The 25,182-nt window shown below is 73.0% G+C and carries 21 protein-coding genes and 3 tRNA genes; 14 read left to right on the top strand and 10 right to left on the bottom strand.

From position 1 onward, the window contains the following. The first annotated feature begins 152 nt into the window (after positions 1-152). Positions 153-1,502 carry a carboxyl transferase domain-containing protein gene (locus tag AAT21_RS02220; RefSeq protein ID WP_107081177.1) on the top strand — a complete coding sequence of 450 codons (1,350 nt, stop codon included), beginning with the start codon at positions 153-155 and terminating at the stop codon, positions 1,500-1,502. A 38-nt stretch (positions 1,503-1,540) separates the two neighbouring features. On the opposite strand, the gene AAT21_RS02215 is transcribed toward AAT21_RS02220, so the two are convergent. Next, on the bottom strand, positions 1,541-2,362 hold the full coding sequence (locus AAT21_RS02215; protein ID WP_046774995.1) for a helix-turn-helix domain-containing protein: 822 nt from the start codon (positions 2,360-2,362) through the stop codon (positions 1,541-1,543). 48 nt (positions 2,363-2,410) lie between these two features. Here AAT21_RS02215 and AAT21_RS02210 point away from each other — a divergent pair, with 48 nt between their 5' ends. Beyond that, positions 2,411-2,773, top strand: a complete 363-nt coding sequence (locus AAT21_RS02210) for a cupin domain-containing protein (protein WP_046774994.1) — start codon at positions 2,411-2,413, stop codon at positions 2,771-2,773. 130 nt (positions 2,774-2,903) lie between these two features. Here the strand turns inward: AAT21_RS02210 and AAT21_RS02205 are convergent, their stop codons facing one another. Then, positions 2,904-4,166, bottom strand: a complete 1,263-nt coding sequence (locus AAT21_RS02205) for an MFS transporter (protein WP_046774993.1) — start codon at positions 4,164-4,166, stop codon at positions 2,904-2,906. A gap of 215 nt (positions 4,167-4,381) precedes the next feature. Between AAT21_RS02205 and AAT21_RS02200 the strand changes: the two genes are divergently transcribed. Then, positions 4,382-5,539 (top strand): carboxylate-amine ligase, encoded by a 1,158-nt coding sequence (locus tag AAT21_RS02200; protein ID WP_079025391.1) that lies wholly within the window; start codon positions 4,382-4,384, stop codon positions 5,537-5,539. 64 nt (positions 5,540-5,603) lie between these two features. Here AAT21_RS02200 and AAT21_RS02195 read toward each other — a convergent pair. The 3 genes from AAT21_RS02195 to AAT21_RS02185 form a co-directional block, all read right to left on the bottom strand. Then, positions 5,604-5,677: transfer RNA gene (locus tag AAT21_RS02195), tRNA-Ile, on the bottom strand. A gap of 185 nt (positions 5,678-5,862) precedes the next feature. Beyond that, a tRNA-Asn gene (locus AAT21_RS02190) sits at positions 5,863-5,935 on the bottom strand. 5 nt (positions 5,936-5,940) lie between these two features. Continuing rightward, positions 5,941-6,013 (bottom strand) — tRNA-Asn (locus tag AAT21_RS02185). Between the two features lie 145 nt (positions 6,014-6,158). Between AAT21_RS02185 and AAT21_RS02180 the strand changes: the two genes are divergently transcribed. The 4 genes from AAT21_RS02180 (at position 6,159) to AAT21_RS02165 (ending at position 11,818) form a co-directional block, all read left to right on the top strand. Then, a complete protein-coding gene (locus AAT21_RS02180; RefSeq protein ID WP_046774992.1) occupies positions 6,159-6,464 on the top strand; it encodes a hypothetical protein in 306 nt (101 codons plus the stop codon). 99 nt (positions 6,465-6,563) lie between these two features. Continuing rightward, on the top strand, positions 6,564-8,012 hold the full coding sequence (locus AAT21_RS02175) for an FGGY family carbohydrate kinase (protein WP_046774991.1): 1,449 nt from the start codon (positions 6,564-6,566) through the stop codon (positions 8,010-8,012). Between the two features lie 153 nt (positions 8,013-8,165). Beyond that, positions 8,166-9,899, top strand: a complete 1,734-nt coding sequence (locus tag AAT21_RS02170; RefSeq protein WP_046774990.1) for an ABC transporter ATP-binding protein — start codon at positions 8,166-8,168, stop codon at positions 9,897-9,899. After that, a complete protein-coding gene (locus AAT21_RS02165; protein WP_046774989.1) occupies positions 9,896-11,818 on the top strand; it encodes an ABC transporter ATP-binding protein in 1,923 nt (640 codons plus the stop codon). The genes AAT21_RS02170 and AAT21_RS02165 overlap by 4 nt, the downstream gene beginning before the upstream one ends. 63 nt (positions 11,819-11,881) lie before the next feature. Here AAT21_RS02165 and AAT21_RS02160 read toward each other — a convergent pair whose 3' ends face one another. Then, positions 11,882-12,934, bottom strand: coding sequence for an RNA polymerase sigma factor (locus AAT21_RS02160; RefSeq protein WP_046774988.1), 1,053 nt, complete (start codon positions 12,932-12,934; stop codon positions 11,882-11,884). 250 nt (positions 12,935-13,184) lie between these two features. Here AAT21_RS02160 and AAT21_RS02155 point away from each other — a divergent pair, with 250 nt between their 5' ends. From AAT21_RS02155 to AAT21_RS02145, 3 genes are read left to right on the top strand one after another with little or no spacing between them, the layout of a single operon-like run. Continuing rightward, positions 13,185-13,628, top strand: coding sequence for a hypothetical protein (locus AAT21_RS02155; RefSeq protein WP_046774987.1), 444 nt, complete (start codon positions 13,185-13,187; stop codon positions 13,626-13,628). Continuing rightward, on the top strand, positions 13,628-14,989 hold the full coding sequence (locus AAT21_RS02150; protein WP_046774986.1) for a hypothetical protein: 1,362 nt from the start codon (positions 13,628-13,630) through the stop codon (positions 14,987-14,989). The genes AAT21_RS02155 and AAT21_RS02150 overlap by 1 nt, the downstream gene beginning before the upstream one ends. Before the next feature lie 3 nt (positions 14,990-14,992). Then, positions 14,993-15,457 carry a hypothetical protein gene (locus AAT21_RS02145; protein WP_030841074.1) on the top strand — a complete coding sequence of 155 codons (465 nt, stop codon included), beginning with the start codon at positions 14,993-14,995 and terminating at the stop codon, positions 15,455-15,457. 51 nt (positions 15,458-15,508) lie between these two features. Here the strand turns inward: AAT21_RS02145 and AAT21_RS02140 are convergent, their stop codons facing one another. From AAT21_RS02140 to AAT21_RS02135, 3 genes are all read right to left on the bottom strand, one after another. Further along, positions 15,509-17,596, bottom strand: a complete 2,088-nt coding sequence (locus AAT21_RS02140) for a molybdopterin oxidoreductase family protein (protein WP_046775526.1) — start codon at positions 17,594-17,596, stop codon at positions 15,509-15,511. A gap of 68 nt (positions 17,597-17,664) precedes the next feature. After that, positions 17,665-17,817 (bottom strand): hypothetical protein, encoded by a 153-nt coding sequence (locus AAT21_RS37310; protein ID WP_157879608.1) that lies wholly within the window; start codon positions 17,815-17,817, stop codon positions 17,665-17,667. Between the two features lie 27 nt (positions 17,818-17,844). After that, on the bottom strand, positions 17,845-18,501 hold the full coding sequence (locus AAT21_RS02135) for a SanA/YdcF family protein (RefSeq protein ID WP_107081175.1): 657 nt from the start codon (positions 18,499-18,501) through the stop codon (positions 17,845-17,847). Between the two features lie 480 nt (positions 18,502-18,981). Between AAT21_RS02135 and AAT21_RS02130 the strand changes: the two genes are divergently transcribed. The 4 genes from AAT21_RS02130 to dnaG all read left to right on the top strand — a co-directional run bounded on the left by AAT21_RS02130 (position 18,982) and on the right by dnaG (position 24,424). After that, positions 18,982-19,704 (top strand): sirohydrochlorin chelatase, encoded by a 723-nt coding sequence (locus AAT21_RS02130; protein ID WP_046774984.1) that lies wholly within the window; start codon positions 18,982-18,984, stop codon positions 19,702-19,704. 36 nt (positions 19,705-19,740) lie between these two features. Next, positions 19,741-21,066: a deoxyguanosinetriphosphate triphosphohydrolase gene (locus AAT21_RS02125; protein ID WP_046774983.1), complete on the top strand. Its 1,326-nt coding sequence runs from the start codon at positions 19,741-19,743 to the stop codon at positions 21,064-21,066. Between the two features lie 93 nt (positions 21,067-21,159). Continuing rightward, positions 21,160-22,434, top strand: coding sequence for an NAD(P)/FAD-dependent oxidoreductase (locus AAT21_RS02120; protein ID WP_046774982.1), 1,275 nt, complete (start codon positions 21,160-21,162; stop codon positions 22,432-22,434). Between the two features lie 34 nt (positions 22,435-22,468). Further along, positions 22,469-24,424: a DNA primase gene (gene dnaG / locus AAT21_RS02115; RefSeq protein WP_046774981.1), complete on the top strand. Its 1,956-nt coding sequence runs from the start codon at positions 22,469-22,471 to the stop codon at positions 24,422-24,424. Here the strand turns inward: dnaG and AAT21_RS02110 are convergent. Then, positions 24,421-24,915 (bottom strand): gamma-glutamylcyclotransferase family protein, encoded by a 495-nt coding sequence (locus AAT21_RS02110; RefSeq protein WP_079025390.1) that lies wholly within the window; start codon positions 24,913-24,915, stop codon positions 24,421-24,423. The two genes, dnaG and AAT21_RS02110, sit on opposite strands and share 4 nt — an antisense overlap. Between the last annotated feature and the right edge of the window lie 267 nt (positions 24,916-25,182).

The raw sequence follows: 25,182 nt of genomic DNA, 5'->3' as shown, positions 1-25,182 counted from the left end.
GCCCGGGCGCCCGGCTCCGACACCGCCTGCCCGAGCCTGGCGACGGCCGTCGGGGCGTTGCACCCCGTCCAGTTCGTGGGCTGACCCTCGCCGCCCGGCCGAAGTACTGTCGCCCGGAGACGACTTCGACCGATCCGACCTGGGGTGCACCCGTGACGACGACCCGCCTCTCGGCCCGCGCGGCCATCGCCTCCGTGACCGACCCCGGCTCCTTCGCCGAACTGCCCGCACCCCACCGGGAGTGCCCCGCCGACGGTCCGCTGGCCTGGTCCGGGTACGACGCCTCCCGCGCCCGCGCCGCCGAGCGCACCGGCGAGCAGGAGTCCGCCGTCACCGGCACCGCCCTCATCGGCGGCCGCGAAGCCGTCCTGATCTCCTTCGAGTTCGGCTTCCTGGGCGGTTCCCTGGGGCAGCGCACCGGCGACCGGCTCGAAACCGCGTACACGCACGCCCGCGAGCACCGCCTGCCCCTGGTCTCGCTCATCGCCACGGGCGGGTCCCGGATGCAGGAGGGCATGCTCGCGCTGACGCAACTGCAGCGTGTGGCCCGCCAGAGTGTCCTGACCCGGGCCGCCGGGCTCCCCCAGCTCGCCGTCCTGCGCGATCCGACCACCGGTGGCGGCTGGGCCACCCTCGGGGCCGGCGCCGACGTGGTCCTCGCGCTGCCCGGCGCCCAGGTCGGCTTCGCCGGGTCCCGGGTGCGGCCGGCGGACGCGGACCCGGCGGCGTACAGCGCCGAGGGCCAGCACGCCGCCGGGCACGTCGACGCCGTGGTCCCGGCCGCCCACCTGCCAGGCACCCTCGCGCGCTGGCTCCGGGTCCTCGCCGCGCCCCGCTCCGGCGAGCCGGTCGAACCCCCGGCCGCGCTGGCCGACGTACGCCCGCCCGCCACCGGCTGGGACGCGGTACGGCAGGCCCGCGACCCCGGTCGGCCGCGTGCCGAGGCGTACCTGGACGCGTACTTCGAGCTGCGCCTGCACCTGTCCGGGGACCGGGCAGGCGGCACGGACGCGGGGATGCTGTGCGGGTTCGGGCTGCGGGAGGGCCGGGCCGTGGCCTACGCAGCCCAGTGCGGGACGGCCACCCGCCCGGCGGGTTACCGCACGGCCGCCCGCGTGGTCCGCCTCGCGGACCGGCTCGGCGTCCCCGTCCTCACCCTGGTGGACACCCCGGGCGCGGCCAACGACGCCGCCGCCGAGCACGCGGGCGCCGGCCCGGCCATCGCCGACGCCTTCGCGGCGCTGGCGGCGGCCACCGTCCCCGTCACCACCCTCCTGATCGGCGAGGGCGGTTCGGGCGGCGCCCTCGCGCTGGCCGCCCCGGGGAACACCTGGGTGACCCCGGACAGCTACTTCTCGGTCATCGCCCCGGAACTGGCCGCGGCCATCCTCAAGCGCCCCCCGTCGGCCGCCGCGGCCACGGCCGACCAGCTCCGCATCCGCCCGCAGGACCTGGTCTCCCTGGGCGTGGCCCGCGGAATCGTCGGCCCGGCACCCGCCTGAAGCGGACCGCCCTGCCGCCCGAGGCGGACTCGGCTCACTCACACCGGGCCGGATCGGGCGAAGCGGGCCGGGGTGGTCCCGACGTGCCGTGCGAAGTGCCGCGCGAGATGGGCCTGGTCGTAGAAGCCGGCCTCCGTGGCCGCCTCGGCCGGCCTCGCCCCCGCCAGCAGCAGCCCCCGCGCGACCGCCACCCTCCGCCCCGTCAGGTACGCGTGCGGCGGCAGCCCGAAGGCCGTCCGGAAACTGCGGATCAGATGGGTGGGGTGGACGTGGCCGAGCCGGGCCGAGGCCTCCTCCAGGGTGATCCCGGCGACCACTCGCGCGTCCAGCAGCTCACGCAGCCGTACGGCCAGCCGCGCATCCGGCGCCGCCCCGGTCGCCACCGGCGGCCCCCCGCGGCCCGCCAGCCACCCGTGGAGCCGATCCTGCACGAAGGCCAGCCGCGACTGGGCCTCCAGGGGGTCCTGCTCCCCCAGCGCCAGGTGCAGCCCGTGCACGCGCTCGCGCAGCGCGGGATCGGCCAGCAGCGGCGCGTCCACGGCGGCTCCGGTCAGCCGTTCCGGCAGCACCGAGGTGTCGAGGTACAGGACGCGCTTGCGGAAGCCCGCCTCGGTCACGGTCCGCCCGTCGTGGACCACCCCGGGCGGCAGCAGGACCACCGCGTCCGACACTCCGGCGCCGTGCCGTTCCCGGTCGAGGGCGAAGTCCACCCGCCCGCCGTCCACGATCATCAGCGCCCAGGTGTCGTGCACGTGGGCCGGGTACGCGTGCTCGGTGAAGCGGGCGTGGAAGACCTCGGCGATGCCCCTCACCGGCGGCTGCCAGGCGCTGACCGTGCTGCGCGGACGTATCGCGGCCATGTCAGGAACGTACAAGACCCCCCGCGCTCCGGCCGCCAGGCTGTCCGTATGACGACACAGAAGATCGACATCGCCGGGAAGCTGGCCGGCTTCACCGAGCAGTGGGCACCGCGCCGCATCGCCCGCGTCAACGACTACGAGGTCAAGGTCGCCAAGGTCCGGGGCGAGTTCGTGTGGCACACCCACGAGGACACCGACGAGCTCTTCCTCGTGGTCGCCGGCACCCTGACGATCCGTCTGCGCGACGGGGACGTGGTCCTGGGACCCGGCGAGATGTACGTGGTCCCGCGCGGGGCGGAGCACTGCCCGTCGGCGGACGAGGAGGCCCACATCCTGCTCTTCGAACCGTCCGGCACCGTCAACACCGGCACCGCGGGCGGCGAACGCACCCGCGACCCGGTCGACGCGTAGGTGGCGCCCGGACCGGGATCCGCGCGGGCCGGCAGCCGCGGCCACGCCCGGGCCCGGCACGGCAGCCGGCGCCCCGGACCGTCGGGCCCGGCGGTCGCCGCGGGCCCAGCGGGCCCAGCGGGCCCAGCGGCTAGGCCTGCGGGGAGTGCGCGTCGTAGCGGGCGAAGTTGCGCCAGCGCAGGGCGAGCAGGCCCACCACCAGCACGCAGGCCAGCCCGCCGCCCGTGATCGCGACGGCCGGGGAGGTCAGGTCGCCGACGGTCCCGGCGAAGAAGTCGCCGAGCCGGGGCCCGCCCGCGACGACCACGATGAAGACCCCCTGGAGCCGCCCCCGCATGTCGTCGGGGGTGGCGGCCTGCAGCATGGTGGTGCGGAACACCATCGAGACGGTGTCCGCGTACCCGGCCAGCGCCAGGAAGAACAGCCCGAGCCACAGGTGCCGCGTGAGGCCGAACACCGCGATGGCCAGCCCCCATCCCGCGACGGCGAGCAGGATCGCCAGCCCGTGCCGCCGGATCCGTGCCTGCCAGCCGGAGAACAGCCCGCCGAGCAGCGCCCCGGCGGCGATCGCGGCCATCATGAGGCCGACCGTCTTCGCGTCGTCCCCGTACCAGAGCACGGCGACGGCGGGGAACAACGCCTTCGGCTGGGCCAGCACCATGGCGGCCATGTCGGTGAAGAACGTCATCCGGATGTTGGGCCGGGTGCCGAGGAAGCGCAGTCCGTCGACGACGGAGGCCCGCCCCCGCGCGCCCTCCGCCCGGTCCGGCTTCATCGACGGCAGCCGCCACATCGCGTAGAGCGCGGCGGTGAAGGTGACGGCGTCGATCAGGTACGCCCACTCGTATCCCCCGAGGGCGACGATCAGGCCGCCCAGGGCGGGGCCGACCATCGTCCCGAAGGTCATGGTCACGGAGTTCAGGGCGTTGGCCGCGGGCAGCTGTTCCGCCGGCAGCAGCCTCGGGATCATGGCGGACCGCGCCGGACCGGTGAGCGCCCCGCAGACGGCCTGGAGCGCGACGACGGCGTACAGGAACCAGACGTGGTGCCGGCCCAGCAGTGCGGCCACGGCGAGCGCCACCGACAGCCCCGCGGCGCCGAGGGAGCTGTAGAGGCCGAGCTTGCGCCGGTCCACGGTGTCGGCGATGGCCCCGCCGTAGAGGCCGAAGACGATCAGGGGGACGAGGGAGAAGAGCCCCACCAGACCGACGGCGAAGCTGGAGCGGGTGATGTCGTAGACCTGGAGCGAGATCGCGAGGGCGGTCATCGCCTGGCCGACCCAGGAGATCGTCCCGCCCAGCCACAGTCTCCGGTAGTCCGGGGACGTGCGCAGCGGGGTCAGGTCGGCGAATAACCGGCGTCGGGGGCGGGTTGGCGCACTAGTACGAGTCACATCGGATGATAAGCACCGGCCCGTCGGCGCCCCCAGGGTGCGCCCGCCCGCTTCACCCACCGGCAACAGTGGCCCCATCCTGCTCCGGGCTCCCGGCGCGAGCGGCTCGTTGCCGGTAACTCGCCACTATCACCGGACATTTGACTGATTCGCCGCGCGCTCCTCCCCTCGTGTTCAGCTCATGATGAAAAGACGCGTATGTCCAGGGAGGCGTAGTGATCGATCCTGGCAACAGCACCACGAGCACCGGCACGACGCAGAACACGGTGCGCCCCACCGTTCCCCTCACCGTCGGCGTCGAGGAGGAGTTCCTGCTCGTCGACGCCCGCACCCTCCGGGTGGTCCCCGCCGCCCCGCTGGTCCTGGCGACGGCCGCCGGGCTGCCGGGCGAGATGCATCCCGAGGCCACCCGCTACCAGGTGGAGATATCCACCCCGGTCGCCGACTCGGCGTCCTCGCTGCGCGCCGAGCTCGCCGCGCTGCGGCGCACCCTCGGCCGGGCGGCCCGCGCCCACGGCTGCCGGCTCCTGGCCGCGCCCTCGCCGGTCGTCGCGGTCGACGGGCCGTTGCACCTGACGGATGACGAGCCGCGCCAGCGCGAGCAGCACCGCCGCTTCGGCGCGCTCACCGACACCCTGGTCAGCTGCGGCCGCCACGTCCACATCGGCACGCTCGACGTGGACACGGCGGTGGCGGTGTCCAACCGGATCAGACCATGGCTGCCCACGCTGATCGCGCTGGCCGCCAACTCGCCGTTCTGGGGCGGCCGCGACACCGGTCACTGCAGCTGGCGGGCGATGGCCTGGTCCGGGTGGCCCTCGGCGGGCCCGCCTCCGCACTTCACGTCCACGGCCCACTTCCGACGCTCCGTGCAGACCCTGCTCGGCTCCGGGGCGGCCCTGGACACCAAGATGGTCTATTGGGACCTCCGGCCCTCCGGGCACTGGCCGACGCTGGAGTTCCGCGCACCGGACATGTCCCCGGGCGTCGACTCGGCGGTCCTCCAGGCCGAACTGGCCCGCGCGCTGGTGGCCACGGCGCTCCGCGAGATCGCCGAACAGCGTCCGGAGCCGGCCGTACGGGACGACGTACTGCGCCTCGCGCGCTGGCGGGCCGCCCACGACGGCCTGGAGGGCTTCGGCCTCGACCCGTACACGGGCACGGAACTCCCGGCGGCCGACCTCGCGGAGGCCCTGCTGGACCTGGTCGCCCCGGAACTGGCCGCCGCCGGCGACCTGGACCACGCCGCCAAGACCCTCGCCGGGCTCCTGCGTGACGGCTCGGGCGCCCACCGCCAGCGCACGGCCTACGCCCGCCGCCAGGACCTGACGGACGTCCTGCGCCACCTCGTGGACGAAACGGAGGACTTCTAGCCGGGCGCTCCCCGGAAAACGCCGAAGCCGCAGGTGCAATCGTTTCTGCACCTGCGGCTTGCGGTGGGGCGGGTGGGACTCGAACCCACGGCCGACGGATTATGAGTCCGCTGCTCTAACCGGCTGAGCTACCGCCCCTTCACGGCGTGGCGCGTACACGTGTGCGCGCCGTCTGCCGCAGCATAGCCGCTCATACGATCTCCTGCTTCGGATGCCTCGCATGATCGGCTTCGTCTGCTCAGAGAGACCGCGCTGAGGCCTGCCCGGTTCCCGGAACGGGCGACAAAGACAGAAGAGGACCCCGTAGGGTCCTCTTCTCCTTGCTCCCCCGGCTGGACTCGAACCAGCAACCCTCCGGTTAACAGCCGAATGCTCTGCCAATTGAGCTACAGGGGACTGCGCTCCCCCGACTGGACTCGAACCAGTAACCTGCCGGTTAACAGCCGGCTGCTCTGCCAATTGAGCTACAGGGGATTGCTGCGTTGCATCGAACGGCCCACCTCCGGCCTTGCCGGGGGGCGAGCGCCCGTTGCGAGACATAGATTAGCGCAAGCAGGGGGGTGCTCCGCCAATCGGTATCGGCAGCAGGCCGGGCACCACACGACGAAGGGTGACAGGCATGCGGTACAAGGTCACGTTCGTGGTCGGACTGGCCCTCGGGTACGTGCTCGGAAGCCGGGCCGGGCGCGAGCGCTACGAGCAGCTCAAGAAGTCCGCCCGGCAGATCGCGCAGAACCCGGCGGTGCGCAACGCCGCCGAGAGCGCCGGCCACACCGGCCGGGAGTACGCCGGGAAGGCCTTCGCCGTGGTGAGCGAGAGGGCCGGCGGCGCCGTGCCGGAATCGCTCGCCCGGCGGGTGCCCGGACTGCGCGGCCGTACGGGTGGCGGGGTCGGCGACGACGACTGGGGCACCAGCAACACCTGATGCGTCACCGGCCGCCGTACCCGGAGCCCCTGGGACCCATGTGGTTTCAGGGGCTCCGGGACGGTCAGGACCGGCCCCGCGTGCGGCAGAATTCTCCGCATGGGGATAGTCGCCGGGCTGGACAGCTCTTCCGCGTTCACACGCATCGTCGTCTGTGACACCGAGACCGGCGCCGTGCTGCGCCAGGGGTACGCACCCCATCCGCAGCCCGTGGGCGAACCCGACGGCGCCAGCCCTCACGACACCGACCCGCAGGCCTGGCTGCTCTCGCTCGGCGAGGCCGCCGGCGGCGGGATCCTGGAGGGCGTCCAGGCCATCGGTGTCTCCGCGCAGCAGCACGCCCTGCTGCCGCTGGACCCGCAGGGCGCGCTGGTGCGCCCGGCCCTCGTCGGCAACGACAAGCGCGGCCAGGTCGCGGCCGTCGACCTCACCGAGGCACTCGGCGGGCGGCACGCCTGGGCCGAGGCGGTGGGCTCGGTCCCGCACTCCGCGCAGCCCGTCGCGAAGCTGGCCTGGCTGGCCCGCACCGAGCCCGAGGCGGCCCGCCGGGTGGCCGTGCTGATGTCGCCGCACGACTGGCTGGTCTGGCAGCTGCTGGGCCGCCCGGCCCGGCGTACCACCGACCGCGGCGGCGCCTCGGGAACCGGCTACTGGTCGGCGGCCGCCGGAGCCTGGCGGCCCGATCTGGTGGAGCTGGCGCTCGGGCACCGGGCCCTGCTGCCGGAGGTCCTCGGCCCGGCCGACGCAGCCGGGACCACGCCCGAGGGGCTGCTGATTTCCGCCGGTACCGGCGAGACCATGGCCGCGGCCCTCGGCCTGGGGCTGGGCCACGGCGACGCGGTGGTCTCCCTCGGTGCCTCCGGTTCGGTGATGGCGGTGCACCACGAGGCACTGTCGGAGCCGGGCGGGCTGATCACCTCGCTGGCCGACGCCAGCGGCATGCACCTGCCCGTGGTGAACACCTCCAACGCCGTCCGGGCCCTGCGCGGCACCGCCGAGCTGCTCGGCACCGACCTGGGGGGGCTGTCCGAGCTCGCGCTGAAGTCCACGCCGGGCGCGCACGGCCTGGTGCTCCTGCCGTACCTGGAGGGTGAGCGGACGCCGAACCTGCCGCTCGCCGCCGGAACCCTCACCGGGCTGCGCCGGGACTCGATGAAGCCCGAGCACCTGGCCCGGGCGGCCTTCGAGGGCATGCTGTGCGGGCTGGTGGACGCCCTCGACGTGCTGCGTTCGCGCGGGGTCGAGATCCGCCGGGTGTTCCTGCTGGGCGCGGCCGCCGAGCTGCCCGCCGTGCAGGCCGCGGCCCCCGGGCTGTTCGGGACCCAGGTCGTCGTGCCCGCGCCGGCGGACTACGCGGCGCTGGGCGCGGCCCGCCAGGCTGCCTGGGCCCTCGGTGTGGCGCAGGGCACCCTGGCGCCGCACACCCCGCCGGTCTGGCCGGCCCCCGCGGCCCAGGTCTTCGAGCCGGGCGAGGACTTCGCGGCCTGGCAGGGCGTGCGCCAGCAGTACGCGGCGACGCGGGAGCAGATCCACCCCGGGGCGTTCTGAGCGCCGCCGGATCCGGGCGGGCGCGGGGGTCGTAGGACCCGCGCCGCGCGGCTGGTCCTTTTGACCGGCCTTTGCGAAATCCGGTGGGGATCGTCGGGCCGATTGGCCGAAGATGGGTTGAACCCCCTCGATCGTGCCGACCGGAGCCTGCGCGTGCTCATACGACTTCTGCGGACCCATCTGGGTCCGTACCGGAAACCCGTCGCGGCGCTGGTCCTGCTGCAACTCCTGCAGACCAGCGCCAGCCTCTACCTGCCCACCCTGAACGCCGACATCATCGACAACGGTGTCGTCAACGGCGACACCGGCTACATCCTGCGCTTCGGCGCGCTGATGCTGGGTGTCTCGCTCGTCCAGCTCGTCTGCAACGTGGGAGCCGTCTACTACGGCGCCCGCACGGCCGCGGCCGTCGGGCGCGACATCCGGGCCGGTGTCTTCGACCGGGTGCAGAGCTTCTCCGCCCGTGAGCTGGGCCATTTCGGTGCCCCGTCCCTGATCACCCGTACGACGAACGACGTCCAGCAGGTCCAGATGCTGGTGCTGATGACCTTCACCCTGATGGTCTCGGCGCCGATCATGTGCGTCGGCGGCATCGCCATGGCGCTCTCGCTGGACGTGCGGCTGTCGGGCGTCCTGCTGGCCGTGGTGCCCGTGCTCGGGATCTCGGTCGGCGCCATCGTCTTCAGGACGCGGCCGCTGTTCCGCCGGATGCAGGACCGCCTGGACACCGTGAACCGGGTGCTGCGCGAGCAGATCACCGGCAACCGGGTGATCCGCGCCTTCGTCCGCGACGACTACGAGAAGGACCGTTTCCGCGAGGCCAACGCCGACCTCACCGGCGTCTCGCTCGCCTCGGGCCGGCTCCTCGCGCTCATGTTCCCGACCGTGATCCTGGTCGTGAACATCTCCAGCGTCGCCGTGATCTGGTTCGGCGCGATGCGCGTCGACAGCGGCGGCATGGAGATCGGCCAGCTGACGGCCTTCCTGGCCTACCTGATGCAGATCGTCATGGCCGTGATGATGGCCACCTTCATGTTCATGATGGTGCCGCGGGCCGAGGTCTGCGCCGAGCGCATCCAGGAGGTGCTGGACACCGAGTCCAGCGTCGTCCCGCCCGCCGACCCGGTGCGCGAACTCACCCGCCGCGGCGTCCTGGAGCTGCGCGGCGCCGACTTCCGCTACCCGGGCGCCGAGGCCCCGGTCCTGCGCGGCGTGGACCTGCTGGCCCGCCCCGGCGAGACCACGGCGGTGATCGGCTCCACCGGAAGCGGCAAGTCCACGCTCCTGGGGCTGGTCCCCCGGCTGTTCGACGCGACCGGCGGAGAGGTGCTCGTCGACGGCGAGGACGTACGCCGGATCGACCCCGAACTGCTGGCGAAGACGGTCGGCATGGTGCCGCAGAAGCCCTACCTGTTCTCCGGCACCGTCGCCTCCAACCTGCGCTACGGGCGCCCGGACGCCAGCGACGAAGAGCTGTGGCAGGCCCTGGAGGTGGCCCAGGCCAGGGAGTTCGTCGCGGCACTGGAGGGCGGCCTTCAGGCCCCCGTCACCCAGGGCGGCACCAACGTCTCCGGCGGCCAGCGCCAGCGTCTGGCCATCGCCCGCACGCTGGTCCAGCGCCCGGAGATCTATCTCTTCGACGACTCCTTCTCGGCCCTGGACTACGCGACGGACGCGGCGCTGCGCGCGGCGCTCGCCCGCGAGACCGAGGACGCGACCGTGGTCATCGTCGCCCAGCGGGTCGCGACGATCCGCGACGCCGACCGGATCATCGTCCTGGACGAGGGGCAGGTCGTGGGTGAGGGACGCCACCACGAGCTCATGGCCGGCAACGAGACCTACCGGGAGATCGTGCTCTCCCAGCTGACGGAGGCGGAGGCCGCATGAGCGGGCCCGGAGGACGGATGATGATGGGACCGGCCCAGCGGTCCCTGGACTTCAGGGGATCGGGCAGGCGGCTGCTGGCCCGGCTCGCGCAGGACCGGACCAAGCTGTGGGGCATGGTCCTGGCCGTCGTCGGCAGCGTCGCCTGCGCGGTCGTCGGACCGAAGATCCTCGGCGAGGCGACCGACCTGGTCTTCGCGGGGATCGTCGGCCGGGAGATGCCGGCCGGTGTGACCAAGCAGCAGGCGCTGGACGGGATGCGCGCCCGCGGCGACGAGGGCATGGCGGACATGCTGTCCGGCACCGACTTCACCCCGGGCCAGGGCATCGACTTCGGTGCCGTCGGGGTCGTGGCGGTCTGGGCGCTGGTGGTCTTCACCCTGGCGGGGCTGCTGATGCTGGTCGCGACCCGGCTGTCGAACCACGTCATGAACGGCACCCTGTACCGGATGCGCGAGGAGCTCCAGGCGAAGCTGTCGCGGCTGCCGCTGTCGTACTTCGACCAGCAGAAGCGCGGCGAGGTGCTGAGCCGGGCCACGAACGACATCGACAACATCGGCCAGACGCTCCAGCAGACGATGGGGCAGCTGCTGAACTCGCTGCTGACCATCGTCGGCGTGCTGGCGATGATGTTCTGGATCTCGCCGCTGCTGGCGCTGGTCGCGGTGGGGACCGTACCGGTCTCGGTCTACGTCGCGGCGAAGATCGGCAAGAAGTCGCAGCCGCAGTTCGTGGAGCAGTGGAAGACGACCGGCACGCTCAACGCCCACATCGAGGAGATGTACTCCGGGCACAACCTGGTCAAGGTCTTCGGCCGGCAGAAGGAGTCCGCGGCGCTCTTCGCCGAGCAGAACGAGGCGCTGTACCGGGCCTCGTTCAAGGCGCAGCTGGTCAGCGGCATCATGCAGCCGGTGATGTTCTTCATCTCGAACATCAACTACGTGCTGATCGCGGTGGTCGGCGGGCTCCGGGTCGCCTCCGGCACCCTGTCGATCGGTGACGTGCAGGCTTTTATCCAGTACTCGCGGCAGTTCTCGATGCCGCTGACGCAGGTCGCGTCGATGGCGAACCTCGTGCAGTCCGGTGTCGCCTCGGCGGAGCGGGTGTACGAGCTGCTGGACGCCCCGGAGCAGGAGCGTGACGCCGATGTGCCGGAGCGTCCGCAGGAGCTGCGCGGCCAGGTCACCTTCGACAAGGTGGCCTTCCGCTACGAGCCGGACCGGCCGCTGATCGAGAACCTCTCGCTCTCGGTGGAGCCGGGCCACACGGTCGCGATCGTCGGCCCGACGGGCGCCGGCAAGACCACCCTGGTGAACCTGCTGATGCGGTTCTACGAGGTCACGGGCGGGGAGATCGCCCTGGACGGGGTGGACATCGCCAAGATGACCCGCGAGGAACTGCGCGGCGGTATCGGCATGGTGCTCCAGGACACCTGGCTGTTCGGCGGGACCATCGCGGAGAACATCGCCTACGGCGCTTCGCGCGAGGTCACGCGCGCCGAGATCGAGGAGGCGGCGCGGGCCGCGCACGCGGACCGCTTCATCCGGACGCTGCCGGACGGCTACGACACGGTGCTGGACGACGAGGGCGCGGGTGTCAGCGCGGGCGAGAAGCAGCTGATCACCATCGCCCGGGCGTTCCTTTCGGACCCGGTGATCCTGGTCCTGGACGAGGCGACGAGCTCGGTGGACACCCGTACCGAGGTGCTGATCCAGAAGGCGATGGCGCGTCTGGCGCACGGCCGTACGTCCTTCGTGATCGCGCACCGGCTCTCCACGATCCGCGACGCCGACCTGATCCTGGTGATGGAGAGCGGCTCGATCGTGGAGCAGGGCACGCACGAGGAGCTGCTCGCGTCGGGCGGGGCCTATGCCCGGCTGTACGCGGCGCAGTTCGCCCAGGCGGTCGCCGAGGTCGACTGAGCCGGCCATGAGCGGGTGGGGCGTCCTTCGGGGCGCCCTTCCCGTTCCGGCCGGGTGCCCGCGTCAGTCGAGGTAGCCGCGCAGCTGGTCGGCGAAGGCGTGGTCGCGCAGCTTGTTGAGGGTCTTGGACTCGATCTGGCGGATCCGCTCGCGCGTCACGCCGAAGATGCGGCCGATCTCCTCCAGGGTGCGCGGCCGTCCGTCCGCGAGCCCGTACCGCAACTGCACGACCTTGCGCTCGCGTTCACCGAGGGTCGACAGGACCGCTTCCAGGTGCTCACGCAGCAGGAAGAAGGCGGCCGACTCCACGGGGGAGGTGGCGTCCCCGTCCTCGATGAGGTCACCGAGCGCGACGTCCTCCTCCTCGCCGACGGGGGCGTGCAGGGAGACCGGCTCCTGGGCGAGACGCAGCACTTCCAGGACCCGCTCGGGGGTCAGTTCCAGGTGGACGGCCACCTCTTCGGCGGTGGGCTCGTAGCCGCGCTCCTGGAGCATGCGGCGCTGGACGCGGACGACCCGGTTGATCAGCTCGACGACGTGGACGGGCACGCGGATGGTGCGGGCCTGGTCGGCGAGGGCGCGGGACATCGCCTGCCGGATCCACCAGGTGGCGTAGGTGGAGAACTTGTACCCGCGGGCGTAGTCGAACTTCTCGACGGCCCGGATCAGCCCGAGGTTGCCCTCCTGGACCAGGTCGAGCATGGTGAGCCCGCGGCCCACGTACCGCTTGGCGACGGAGACGACCAGCCGCAGGTTCGACTCGATGAGCCGGCGTTTGGCCATGCGCCCCATGACGACGAGCCGGTCGAGGTCGAGGGCGAGCTGGGAGTCGAGGTCGGGGGTGTTGCCGAGCTTCTCCTCGGCGAACAGTCCGGCTTCGACGCGCCGCGCCAGATCCACTTCCTCGGCGGCGGTGAGCAGCGGGATCCTGCCTATCTCCCGCAGGTACTGCCGGAAGAGGTCGGCGGAGGGTCCCGCTCCGCCCCCGCTCCCGTCGCTGTCCCGCCTGCGCTGCACAGGTACCGGCTCGATCAGCTCCAGTACCTCGGGCTCTTCGTCCACGGCTTCGGCCTCCGAGGACTCGCTCGCGTTCACGGTCAGGGTCCGGGTCTGCACGGGGGCGACCTCCAGGGCTCCGAGGACGGGGGCACCGCATTCAGTGTGGGGTAAGACACATGGCTGCCACGAGGGGCGTGCGAGCACTTTCTGAGTCCGGTACGTGACCGATGGTTACCCCCGGCCGGGAACCCCGATGCGGATCGGACGCATGTCCGAGATGATCGGCTGCCGGACCGCTGCGCATGCGGCTGATGTTCTGTCAAAAACAGTCACCGCACAGCGAATCGTGGTGTGCAAGGCTGGGGACATGACGTTCGATTTCGAAGCGGAATGGACACGGGCGAAGGGGGACGCCGCCCTGCGTCTGGCCTCGGCCGGTCCGTCGCCGTCACCGGCTCCCTCAGCGAGCCCCTCCGCGACCCCGGCCCCTGCCACGGGGGACCCCGACCTCGCCCTCGTCCACGGCCCCGTGCGCTCCAAGGCGTCCGGGATCCGTACGGCGAACGCCGAGGCCCGGGGAAAGTCCACGCTCGACGACGCCGAGGCCGTCGGCCGCAGCCACGCCGGATGGGCGGCCGGGACGGCCAGCAACGACTGCGTGGCCGCCTGGCAGCGCCGGCTCAGGGACCTCGCCGACCTGGTCGACGACGCGGCCGACGCCCTGACCACGGGCACGAACGCCGTCAACGCCGAGGACCAGGCGATAGCCGACCGGCTGCGCGCGGCCGGCGGCGTGCTGGAGGACGCCTGATGGTTTCCGTATCCGAGCTGAAGCAGGCCGATCCGCAGAAGTGGCGCACCGCGGCCGACGACGCGGTGGCCGTGGCGAAGCAGTGCGACGGCCTCGCCTCGTACGCGCGCCAGGACGTCGCACGGACGGTCGACCGGTGCTGGGTCGGCGAGGCCGGACGCGCCGCCACGGAACGGTTCGTGAAGCACGCCGACGACTACGAGACGTCCGCGTTGGCCCTGCGCGCGATGGCCAAGGTCTACGACGACCTGGCCGAGGCGATCACGGGGACACAGCGGGACCTGAACAGCGCCCTGGACTACGCCCGCGCCCGTGACCTGAAGGTCGACGACAGCGGCCGGGTCCAGCTGTCGAAGCCCGTCATGGTGCCGCAGGGCAGTACCGAGCACCTCGAACCGGTCAACCACGCGCAGGGCATCATCACCGAAGCCCTGCGCAAGGCCGGCCAGGCCGACGTGGACACGGCGCGCGCCCTGCGCACGATCGAGGGGCTGACCGCCGTCTCCGACCCCAAGCTGGCCAAGGAGGCCCTGACGCCCGGGTCCCCGCTGGCCGTCGCCCTGGCCCTGGCGGGCGGCACGGACGGACTGCACCCGATCAACGTCTCCCCGGCCCAGTTCGCCGCGGTGAACCGGGCCGCGGCCGAGACCGGCATCAGCCGCAAGCTGCTCCTGGCGATCCTGTGGCAGGAGCAGCAGTGGTACCAGAACTTCAGCCCCGGCCTGACCGGTCCGCTGGCCCAGGCGGGACGGATCTTCAACTGGACGCTGCAGCAGACCCTCAAGCCCGACAAGTCCCTCGGCATCACGCACATGAAGCCGGACACCGCACGGGAGGTGATGGAGCACAACCGGGAGGCGTTCACCCTCCGGGACGGCACCTTCCTCGGGGACCTCGACGACGCCCGGCTCACCAAGTACATCGAGGAGAACCCCGACGAGAACATCCGCATGAGCGCCTACCACCTCCGGCGCATGCAGGAAGAGCCCTACGGGGCGAGGACCGACAAGCAGCTCTTCACCCTGTACGCGGCGGACACCCCCGAGGTACGGGAGCTGAACGAGCAGTACGGCGACGAGTCGGGCAACCGGGCCTTCGACATCAAGACCCGGGGCGAGAACTGGGACAGGCTGGAACCGCACCTGGACGACGCCATGGCCTGGCACGCCCTCACCGAGGAGCAGCGAGCCACCGCCGTACGGCAGCTGGAGTCGCAGACCCCGGCCGGACACCACGTCTCCGTCGACCCGATCTACCAGGAGGGCGGCGGGCCGCACACCGGAACGGGAACCGGTCCCGCCGAACCGGGCACTCCTTCCCCCAGCCCGGGCCCGGCGCCCACACCGCCGAGGAGCAACTGACGCATGCGCACACCGAAGTGCGTCCCCCTGCTGCTGGGGATGCTGCTGACACTGAGCGCGTGCGGTCTCGTCGACCGGGACCGGGGGCGCCCTCCGCTGACGCCGATGCCGAGCAACGTGCCGACCGGCCCCGAGTACGCCTCGGTCGACGACGTGGTCACCGCCCTGGGGAAGGGCGGCTTCGACTGCAAGGTGACGGTGCGCAACATCTTCCCGCACGGGTCGAACGCCGTCTGCGAGGTGCAGCATCGTGGAACCACGGTCTACAACGACATCGACGTGCTGAGCACGGCCCGCTTCAGCAGGGACGAGGTCGGCGACAGCATCGAGGTGGGGCGCCGCGCGTACGGGCACACCATCGTCGCCGCCGGCAACTGGTTCATCTGGGTCCGGCCCGGGGTCTACGCCTACGACATGGCCGCGGCACTGCCCGGCAGCGTGGTCCTGGAACCGCTCCCGGCGAAGTAGGCGGGCGGTCCCGGGGGCTGCTCCGCGGCGCCCCCGGGCCCGTCCCGCCGGTCAGACCGGACCCTGGACCGGCTCGACGCGGACCGCGCAGATCTTGAACTCCGGCATGCGGGAGGTGGGGTCGAGGGCCGGATTGGTCAGGGTGTTGGCCCGGCCCTCGCCCGGCCAGTGGAAGGGCATGAAGACCGTGTCCGCGCGGATGGCGTCCGTGATGCGGGCCGGGGCCACGGCGCGCCCGCGACGGGAGGTGACGGCCAGCGGGCTGCCGTCGACCGCGCCTATGCGGGCGGCGAGGCGGGGATGCAGTTCCACGAACGGGCCGGGTGCGGCCTCGTTGAGCTCGTCCACCCGGCGGGTCTGGGCGCCGGACTGGTACTGGGCGACCACGCGGCCGGTGGTGAGCAGGAGCGGGTACTCCGCGTCGGGGACCTCGGCGGCGTCACGGTGGGCGACGGGGACGAAGCGGGCCCGGCCGTCGTCGGTGGCGAAGCGGTCCAGGAAGAGGCGTTCGGTGCCCGTGGAGCCCTCGGGGCAGGGCCAGAAGACGCCCTGTTCGGCCTCAATGCGGTCGTAGGTGATGCCGGAGTAGTCCGCCGGGCCGCCGGCGGAGGCGCGGCGCAGTTCGTCGAAGACCTCTTCGGGGGAGGTGGGGAAGCCCTTCTCGACGCCGAGGCGGGCGGCGAGCCCGTGCAGGACGTCCAGGTCGCTGCGGACGCCCGGGGGCGGGGTCAGGGCTCGGCGCCGCAGCAGGACGCGGCCCTCCAGGTTGGTGGTGGTGCCGGTCTCCTCCGCCCACTGGGTGACGGGGAGGACGACGTCCGCGAGGGCGGCCGTCTCGGAGAGCACGACGTCGGCGACGGCGAGGAAGTCCAGTGAGCGGATCCGGTCCTCGATGTGTGCGGCGCGGGGGGCCGAGACGACCGGGTTGGAGCCCATCAGAAGGAGGGACTTCACGTCGGTGCCGAGGGCGTCGAGGAGTTCGTAGGCGCTGCGGCCGGGTCCGGGGAGGCTGTCGGGGTCGACGCCCCAGACCCCGGCGACGTGCGCCCGCGCGGCCGGGTCGGTGAGCTTGCGGTAGCCGGGAAGCTGGTCGGCCTTCTGGCCGTGCTCGCGGCCGCCCTGGCCGTTGCCCTGCCCGGTGAGGCACCCGTAGCCGGAGAGCGGGCGGCCGGCCCGGCCGGTGGCCAGGCACAGGTTGATCCAGGCGCCGACGGTGTCGGTGCCCTTGGACTGCTGCTCGGGGCCGCGGGCGGTCAGCACCATCGCGGAGTCAGGGGCGCAGAAGAGGCCGACCGCCTCGCGCAGGGCCGGGACCGGGACGCCGGTGATGCGTTCCACCAGCTCGGGCCAGTGGGCCATGGCGGCGGCCCGGGCCTCTTCCCAGCCGGTGGTACGGGCGGCGATGAACTCCTCGTCGGTGCGGCCGTCGGCGACCACGAGGTGCAGCAGGCCGAGGGCGAGGGCGAGGTCGGTGCCGGGGCGCGGGGCCAGGTGCAGGTCGGCCTGTTCGGCGGTGCGCGTGCGGCGCGGGTCGATGACGATGAGGGTGCCGCCGTTGGCCTTGAGCTCGGTGAGGTAGCGCAGGGCGGGCGGCATGGTCTCGGCCAGGTTCGAGCCGACGAGGATCACACAGCCGGTGCGGGGGATGTCCTCCAGCGGGAAGGGCAGGCCGCGGTCGAGCCCGAATGCCCGCTGGTGCGCGGCGGCGGCCGAGGACATGCAGAAGCGTCCGTTGTAGTCGATCTGCGAGGTGCGCAGGGCGACGCGGGCGAACTTGCCGAGCGCGTACGCCTTCTCGTTGGTGAGCCCGCCGCCGCCGAAGACGCCGACCGCGTCCGGTCCGTGCGCGCGGGCCGTACGGGCGAGGCCCGCGGCCACGGCGTCGAGGGCCTCCTCCCAGGTGGCGGGTTCGAGCCGCCCTGCGTGGGTGCGGACGAGCGGCTCGGTGAGACGCACCCGGGAGGAGAGCACTGCGGGGGCGGTACGGCCCTTGCCGCACAGTGCGCCCCGGTTGACCGGGAAGTCGGCGCGCTCCTCCACCGTCACAGCCGCGCCGCCGGGCTCGGGGCGCAGGTTCATCCCGCACTGCAGCGCGCAGTAGGGGCAGTGCGTGGCGGTGGTGGATCCCGGCGTGTGCATACGGTTCAGCATGCGTCGGCGGTGTTACACGGGCCGCCGTCCCGCGTTACGGCTCGGGGTGCTCCACCTCAGCGCGGCCCGCCGCCCCCGGTGAGGGCGCCGCGCAGCACCGGCCGCGGCTCGGGCCGGTCCAGGACCTCCACGAACATGATCCGGCCGTGGACGACGCCGAGGATCAGGCACCCGCGGGCCGGGAGGGCTCGTACCGGCCGACCTCGCATATGACGATGTGTCATATGCGGCGGTGTTCACTCTGCCAGGGCCGCCAGGGCCCGCGACACCCCGTGCTCCTTCGGCCCCAGGAAGTGCGGGGCTGGCTTGAAGGCCGCGTCCACGGCGGCTTTGCCGGCCGCGAGGAACTCGCGCGCCTGGCCGTAGCGCCAGGTGGCGTCGTGCACGTCGGCGACCCCGACACCGTACGAGTCCAGCCCCGCCGCCTGGCAGAGGGCGACGGCCCGGCGTATGTGGAAGCCCTGGGTGACCAGCACGGCCCGGTCGACCCCGAAGATCTCCTTGGCCCGCACGCAGGAGTCCCAGGTGTCGAAGCCCGCGTAGTCGCTGACGATCCGCTCGTCCGGCACCCCCTTCCCGGTCAGGTAGGTGCGCATCGCGTCGGGCTCGTCATACTCCTTGCGGCTGTTGTCCCCGGTGACCAGCACCACCCGCACCTTGCCGGTGCGGTACAGCTCGGCGGCGGCGTCGAGCCGGTCGGCCAAGTAGGGCGTGGGCCGCCCCCGCCACAGGCCGGCTCCGAACACCACCGCCACGTCGGCGGCGGGTGCGTCGGCCGTCGACCGCAGCCGGTCGGCGGCCGACGCGTGCGTCCACGCCGACGGGAGCAGCGCCAGCACACAGCCCGCCATCACGGCCTGCACCGTCAGCCGTCTGCCCGGGACTCCCCGCATCCGCCGCGGCCGCCCCGCCCGCCGGTCCGCCACCGCTCTCACCGCCACGCCCGCGCGCGCCCTCGCCCGCGCCCTGACCGTCGCCATCGCTGTCGCCATCGCCGTCGCCCGCGCCCTTGCCGTCGACCAGCCCTTGATCTTCATGACCGCCCCTCCCGCACACACCGTTCGCACACATTGACGATCACCACCGGCCCGGGAGTTCCGCCGCCGCCCCCTTTCACTCGCACGAATGAACGGGTGAGCCCTTCGCAAACACCTGTCACCCCGGCGCAACGCACCCGCAATCTGCACCCCGCAGGATCGGTTCATGACGGAGCCGGTGCACCCTCCCGACAGCCTCTCCCTGCCTTCCCGGCCCTCCCTGCATTCCCTCCCGTTCGGCAGCGCGGCCGAGCTGCTGGCCCGGATCACCGCCCAGCTCGGCACGCAGCTCAGCGGACTGCGACCGCCCCGCACCCGCCCCCTCGGAGACCTCCCATGCAGCAGCCCACCCTCGTCGCCGTGGCCCACGGCAGCCGTGACGCGCGCGCCCTGCACACCGCCCTCGCCCTCCTCGAACGGGTCCGCGAGCTCCGCCCGCGGCTCGACGTCCGGCTCGGCCACATCGAGCTGAACGAGCCGCTGCTCGACGACACCCTGCGCGCGGTGTCCGGAGCCGCCGTCCTCGTCCCGCTGCTGCTCGGCCGCGGGTACCACGTCAAGCGTGACCTGCCCGAGGCCGCCGCCCGGGCCACCCACCTGGAGACCCGCGTCGCCGCCCCGCTGGGACCGCACCCGCTGCTCGTCGAAGCCCTGTACGAACGGCTCGTGGAGGCCGGCTGGACCGCCGGCACCGCCGTCGTGCTCGCCGCCGCCGGTTCCCGCGACCCCGAGTCGGCCGCCGACACCCGCCGCACCGCCGCACTGCTCTCCGGCCGCCTCGGCGATGTCCCGGTGGTGCCCGGCTACGCCTCGGCCGCCGCGCCCACCGCCCCCGAGGCCGTCCGGGCACTCGCCGCCCGCGGCCACCACCGGATCGCAGTGGCCTCGTACTTCGCCGCTCCCGGCCGGTTCGCCGCCCAGACCGCCGCGGCCTCGCCCGCCCTCGCGGCCGCCCCGCTGGGCGACCACCCGGCCCTGGCCCGGCTGTTGCTGCACCGCTACGACGAGGCCCTGCGCCGCCCCGCCCGCCGCACCCGGCCGGAACTCGTCTCCGCCTGATCCCGGTTTGTCAGTCGTTGCGGTTACCGTCTTGTCATGGAAGGCACCACGCACGCCCCCGCAGACCCCCCAGGCTCGCCCTACAGCCACACCGACACCGAACGCTGGGCCGCCGAGCCCGACAAACGCCCCGGCCGCACCGCCTTCCAGCGCGACCGCGCCCGTGTCCTGCACTCCGCCGCGCTGCGCCGCCTCGCCGGGAAGACCCAGGTGGTCACCCCCGGCACGCGCTCCTACGACTGGGACGCCAGCCCCCGTACCCGCCTCACGCACTCCCTGGAGTGCGCCCAGGTCGGACGGGAGCTCGGCGCCGCGCTCGGCTGCGACCCCGACCTCGTCGAGGCCGCCTGCCTCTCGCACGACATGGGCCACCCGCCTTTCGGCCACAACGGCGAGGAGGCGCTCAACGAGTTCGCGAAGGACTGCGGCGGTTTCGAGGGCAACGCCCAGTCGCTGCGCCTGCTGACCCGGCTGGAGCCCAAGCGGTTCGTGCCCGGCCCGGCGGGCGGGGAGCCCGTCAGCGTCGGCCTCAACCTCACCCGGGCCTGCCTCGACGCCGCCACCAAGTACCCGTGGGCCCGCGGCGGCCACCCGACCGACCCGGACTCGGTCAAGTTCGGGGCGTACGAGGACGACCTGCCGGTCTTCGAGTGGCTGCGCCTCGGTGCGCCCGCCGACCGCAAGTGCTTCGAGGCGCAGGTCATGGACTGGGCGGACGACGTCGCGTACTCCGTGCACGACTTCGAGGACAGCCTGCACGCCGGGCACCTCGACCCCAACCTCCTGTTCGCCGAGCCCGAGCGCGCGGCGATCTGGCAGGTCGCCATCGGCCGCTACGTCCCCGCCGACACCTCCCCCGAGGAGCTGCGGGCCGCCCTCGACCGGCTGATGGAGCAGGAGTGGTGGCCGCACGGGTACGACGGCTCCGCGGTCGCCCAGGCCCGTCTGAAGGACGCCACGAGCCAGCTGATCGGCCGTTTCTGCCTGGCCGCCGAAGGAGCCACCCGGGAGGCGTACGGCTCGGGCCGCCTCACCCGGTACGGCGCCGAACTGGTGGTCCCGCGCGCGGCGCGCAACGAGTGCGCGGTCCTCAAGGCGGTCGCCGACCTGTACGTCATGCAGCGCGACGAGCAGGAGCGCATCCGCGCCGACCAGCGCATCGTCCTGGCCGAACTGGCCGAGGCGCTCAGCGCCCGCGCCCCCGAGGGCCTGGACCCGCAGTTCCGGGCCATCTTCGACGCCGCCCCGGACGACCGGGCCAGGAAGCGGGCGGTCATCGATCAGATCGCGTGTCTCACCGACGCTTCCGCCCGTTCCCTGCACGCGCGTCTCACCCGCCGCACCCGACGCGCCGAAGGGTGAGCCGATCGAGCCACTCCCCCTTCACGCGGCAGGCTCAGTGCGGGACGCTCGCATGTGGTCGCATGTGGCGTAGAGGTTATGAGGAGGCATCAGGTGGTCGACGCACACCGGACATTCGTCATCGTCGGCGCAGGGCTCGCCGGGGCGAAGGCGGCCGAAACACTGAGGTCCGAGGGGTTCACGGGGCGGGTGATCCTCATCGGCGACGAGCGTGACCATCCGTACGAGCGCCCCCCGCTGTCCAAGGGGTTCCTGACGGGCAAGGAGGAGCGCGAGAGCGTCTTCGTGCACGAACCGTCCTGGTACGCAGCCTCCGACATCGAGCTGCACCTCGGCCAGCCGGCCGTCCACCTCGACCGGGAGGCCAAGAAGGTGGTCCTCGGGGACGGCACGGTCGTGCACTACGACAAGCTGCTGCTGGCCACCGGCGCCGAGCCGCGCCGCCTGGACATCCCCGGCACCGGGCTGGCCGGGGTGCACCACCTGCGCCGGCTCGCGCACGCCGAGCGGCTGCGCCACGTCCTGGCGGGCCTCGGCCGGGACAACGGCCACCTGCTGATCGCGGGCGCCGGATGGATCGGCCTGGAGGTCGCCGCCGCGGCCCGCGGGTACGGCGCCGAGGTGACCCTCGTCGAGCCGGAGGCCACCGCGCTGCACGCCGTGCTCGGCCCCGAGATCGGCCGGCTCTTCGGCGACCTGCACGCCGACCACGGGGTCCGCTTCCACTTCGGCGCCCGGCTGACCGAGATCATCGGCCAGGACGGCATGGTGCTGGCCGCCCGTACCGACGACGGCGAGGAGCACCCCGCGCACGCGGTGCTCGCCGCGATCGGGGCCGCGCCGCGGACGGCCCTCGCCGAGACCTCCGGGCTGGCCCTCGTCGACCGGGAGCACGGCGGCGGGATCGCCGTGGACGCCGCCCTGCGCACCTCCGACCCCGACATCCACGCGGTCGGTGACGTGGCGGCCGCCCACCACCCCGTACTCGGGACCCGGCTGCGGGTCGAGCACTGGGCCAACGCGCTGAACGGCGGCCCGGCCGCCGCCCGGGCGATGCTGGGGCACGACGTCACCTACGACCGGGTGCCGTACTTCTTCTCGGACCAGTACGACGTGGGCCTGGAGTACTCCGGGTACGCCCCGCCCGGCGGCTACGACCAGGTACTGATCCGCGGCGATGCCGGCAAGCGGGAGTTCATCGCCTTCTGGCTGTCAGAGGGGCGGGTCCTCGCCGGAATGAACGTGAACGTGTGGGACGTCACCGAGCACATCCAGGCCCTGATCAGGTCAAAGGCGCCGGTGGACCGCGAGGCCCTCGCGGACCCGTCAGTTCCGCTTGCCTCGCTGATCCCGGCGGAGGGGGCCTGACGGGTTTGTCCGCGCCCGGCCGTAGACTTCACGGGTGGCAGGACGGATCAACGACGACGATGTGAAGGCGGTACGGGACGCGGTCCCGATCGACGCCGTGGTCTCCGACTACCTCCAGCTGCGCAACGCGGGCGGGGGCAACCTCAAGGGCCTGTGCCCCTTCCACGACGAGAAGTCCCCTTCCTTCCAGGTGAGCCCCAGCAAAGGCCTCTACCACTGCTTCGGCTGCCAGGCGGGCGGGGACACCCTCGACTTCGTCATGAAGATCGACCACCTCTCCTTCTCCGAGGCGGTCGAGCGCCTGGCCGGCCTGGCCGGGATCACCCTGCGCTACGAGGAGGGCGGCTACACCGCCGGCACCAGCGGCCGCGGTGAGCGCATCCGGCTGGTCGAGGCACACCGGGAGGCCGCCCGGTTCTACGTCGACCAGCTGGACGGGCCCGAGGCCGAGATCGGCCGCAGGTTCCTGGCCGAGCGCGGCTTCGACCAGGCCGCGGCCGCCCACTTCGGCGTCGGGTACAGCCCGGCCGGATGGGACCACCTGACCCGCTTCCTGCGCGGCAAGGGCTTCACCGACAAGGAACTGATCACCTCCGGTCTCGCCCAGGACAGCCGCAGCGGCAAGCCCATCGACCGCTTCCGCGGCCGGCTGATGTGGCCGATCCGCGACACCAGCGGCGAGGTGGTCGGCTTCGGCGCGCGCAAGCTGCGCGACGACGACAACGGGCCGAAGTACCTGAACACGCCCGAGACCGCGATCTACAAGAAGTCCCAGGTGCTGTACGGCATCGACCTGGCCAAGAAGGAGATCGCCAAGACCTCCCGGGCCGTGGTCGTCGAGGGCTACACCGATGTCATGGCCTGCCACCTGGCGGGCGTCACCACCGCCATCGCGACCTGTGGCACCTCCTTCGGCGGGGACCACATCAAGATCCTGCGCCGTCTGCTGATGGACAACGCGACCGCCGAGGTGATCTTCACCTTCGACGGTGACGCGGCCGGGCAGAAGGCCGCCCTGCGGGCCTTCGAGGACGACCAGAAGTTCGCGGCGGAGACCTCCATCACCATCGCCCCCGGCGGGATGGACCCCTGCGACCTGCGCCTCGCACAGGGCGACGCGGCCGTCATGAACCTGGTGGAGGCCCGCACCCCGCTCTTCGAGTTCGCGCTGCGGCACATCGTCTCCCGGCACAACCTGGAGAACCCGGCGGGGCGGGCCGCCGCGCTGGACGAGGCGGCGCCGGTCGTCGCCAACATCAAGAACATCGCCATCCAGCACGAGTCGGCAGTGCAGCTGGCGGGCATGCTGGGCATCCGGGACGAGCAGTTCGTCGTCAAGCGGGTCGCGCAGCTCGCCCGGTGGGCGCGCGAACGCGGCCAGGGCGGCCAGGGCGGCGCACCGCAGGGTGGCCGGCCCGGCGGGAACCAGCAGCGACCCGGCGGGAACCAGCAGCGGGGCCGTCAGGCCTACGAGGACGTTCCCGCGCCCGCCGCCCAGCCGGCCGGCGGCCCCGCGCTGAACCTGCGCAGCCCCGCCCACCGCACCGAGCGCGAGCTGCTGAAGCTGGCCCTGCAGCGGCCCGCGCTGGTGTCCCCGGCCTTCGACGCGTACGGGATCGACGAGTTCACCGCGCCGCCGTACGCGGCCGTGCGCCAGGCGATCCAGGACGCGGGCGGCGCCGCCCCCGCCGCCGAGGACTATGTGGCCCGGGTGCGCGAAGCCGCGCCGAACGACACCGTGCGCGCCCTGGTCACCGAGCTGGCGGTGGAGGCGATCCACGCGAAGACGGTCGACGAGGTCTACGCGGGTGTCCAGCTGGTCCAGGTCCGGCTGCGCGCGGTCGACCGTCGGGTGCACGAGATCCAGGGCTCGCTGTCCCGGCTCGGCGCGCAGGCGCCGCCGGAGCAACTGGCGGCGGTCCAGGAGGAGCTGTGGGTGCTCCAGCAGTACGGACAGCGCCTGCGCAACCGTGGCGCCGAGGGACTCTAGGACACGTCCCGGCCGGACTCCGAGGGGTGTCCGGACAGCCGGGCCGAGCGGTTGAACCAGTCTCCCCCAGGTATCTCCGTCCCGCTTCTACGCAGGTCGCGGGCGATCAGCGGGGACGCCAGATAGACCCAGGCGCGCACCGCGGTGCCGTCGGGGCGCAGGGCCTGACGGGCGAACCGGTCGTAGACGTTCCCCGGCCGCCCCGGCCCCTCGTACTCCTCCAGCCGGTCCAGCTCGGCCAGCAGCTCCCGGTATGCGCCGGGCTCGGCGGTGATCAGCTCCCCGACGACGGCGGTGCCGGGCCGGTGCACCGCGAAGGGATAGCCCGGACCGTCGTAGAGGGCCGCGTCGGGCAGGGTGGCGGGCTCCTCGGCGGCCGTGCGGCCGCGCAGGAACAGCGTGTGGTTGACCTCGCCGGGGCGCAGCGTCCCGTACACGAAGAACGGGAGCGCGGCGATGGTCGTCTCCTGCGGCCGTTCGACCGATGTCACGAAACCCTCCCTCGGATGTGGCGCAGCGCTCCGCGGCCGGGCCGGGAGGCCCGGCTCCGCTGCGCCCCACCACCGTACGCACCGCTGGTGCACGACCGGCCGGTGGTGGTGCGCCACAGCCGCCGGCGGCCGTCCGGGGGGCCGGTCACCCGGACGGCGCGGGCGGCCCGGATGGCCGCACTCCCGCCCTGACCTGTGGGAACGTCCCGCAGCCAGGCGCGACGGGGCCGAGCTGACGGAACATCAGCAGGCGCATGGCGGGCGGGC

It is taken from the genome of Streptomyces yangpuensis (assembly GCF_001005295.1).
GTDB classification, from domain to species: domain Bacteria; phylum Actinomycetota; class Actinomycetes; order Streptomycetales; family Streptomycetaceae; genus Streptomyces; species Streptomyces yangpuensis.
Note: the sequence above shows the minus strand (reverse complement) of the source record. Positions and strands in the feature narration are given on the sequence as shown.

Excerpts from the sequence above, each read along its gene's own strand:
- AAT21_RS02215 (WP_046774995.1), bottom strand. The coding sequence starts at position 2,362 with ATGGCCGCGATACGTCCGCGCAGCACGGTCAGCGCCTGGCAGCCGCCG.
- AAT21_RS02210 (WP_046774994.1), top strand. The coding sequence starts at position 2,411 with ATGACGACACAGAAGATCGACATCGCCGGGAAGCTGGCCGGCTTCACC.
- AAT21_RS02180 (WP_046774992.1), top strand. The coding sequence starts at position 6,159 with ATGCGGTACAAGGTCACGTTCGTGGTCGGACTGGCCCTCGGGTACGTG.
- AAT21_RS02175 (WP_046774991.1), top strand. The coding sequence starts at position 6,564 with ATGGGGATAGTCGCCGGGCTGGACAGCTCTTCCGCGTTCACACGCATC.
- AAT21_RS02165 (WP_046774989.1), top strand. The coding sequence starts at position 9,896 with ATGAGCGGGCCCGGAGGACGGATGATGATGGGACCGGCCCAGCGGTCC.
- AAT21_RS02155 (WP_046774987.1), top strand. The coding sequence starts at position 13,185 with ATGACGTTCGATTTCGAAGCGGAATGGACACGGGCGAAGGGGGACGCC.
- AAT21_RS02150 (WP_046774986.1), top strand. The coding sequence starts at position 13,628 with ATGGTTTCCGTATCCGAGCTGAAGCAGGCCGATCCGCAGAAGTGGCGC.
- AAT21_RS02145 (WP_030841074.1), top strand. The coding sequence starts at position 14,993 with ATGCGCACACCGAAGTGCGTCCCCCTGCTGCTGGGGATGCTGCTGACA.
- AAT21_RS02140 (WP_046775526.1), bottom strand. The coding sequence starts at position 17,596 with ATGCACACGCCGGGATCCACCACCGCCACGCACTGCCCCTACTGCGCG.
- AAT21_RS37310 (WP_157879608.1), bottom strand. The coding sequence starts at position 17,817 with ATGCGAGGTCGGCCGGTACGAGCCCTCCCGGCCCGCGGGTGCCTGATC.
- AAT21_RS02135 (WP_107081175.1), bottom strand. The coding sequence starts at position 18,501 with ATGCGGGGAGTCCCGGGCAGACGGCTGACGGTGCAGGCCGTGATGGCG.
- AAT21_RS02130 (WP_046774984.1), top strand. The coding sequence starts at position 18,982 with ATGCAGCAGCCCACCCTCGTCGCCGTGGCCCACGGCAGCCGTGACGCG.
- AAT21_RS02125 (WP_046774983.1), top strand. The coding sequence starts at position 19,741 with ATGGAAGGCACCACGCACGCCCCCGCAGACCCCCCAGGCTCGCCCTAC.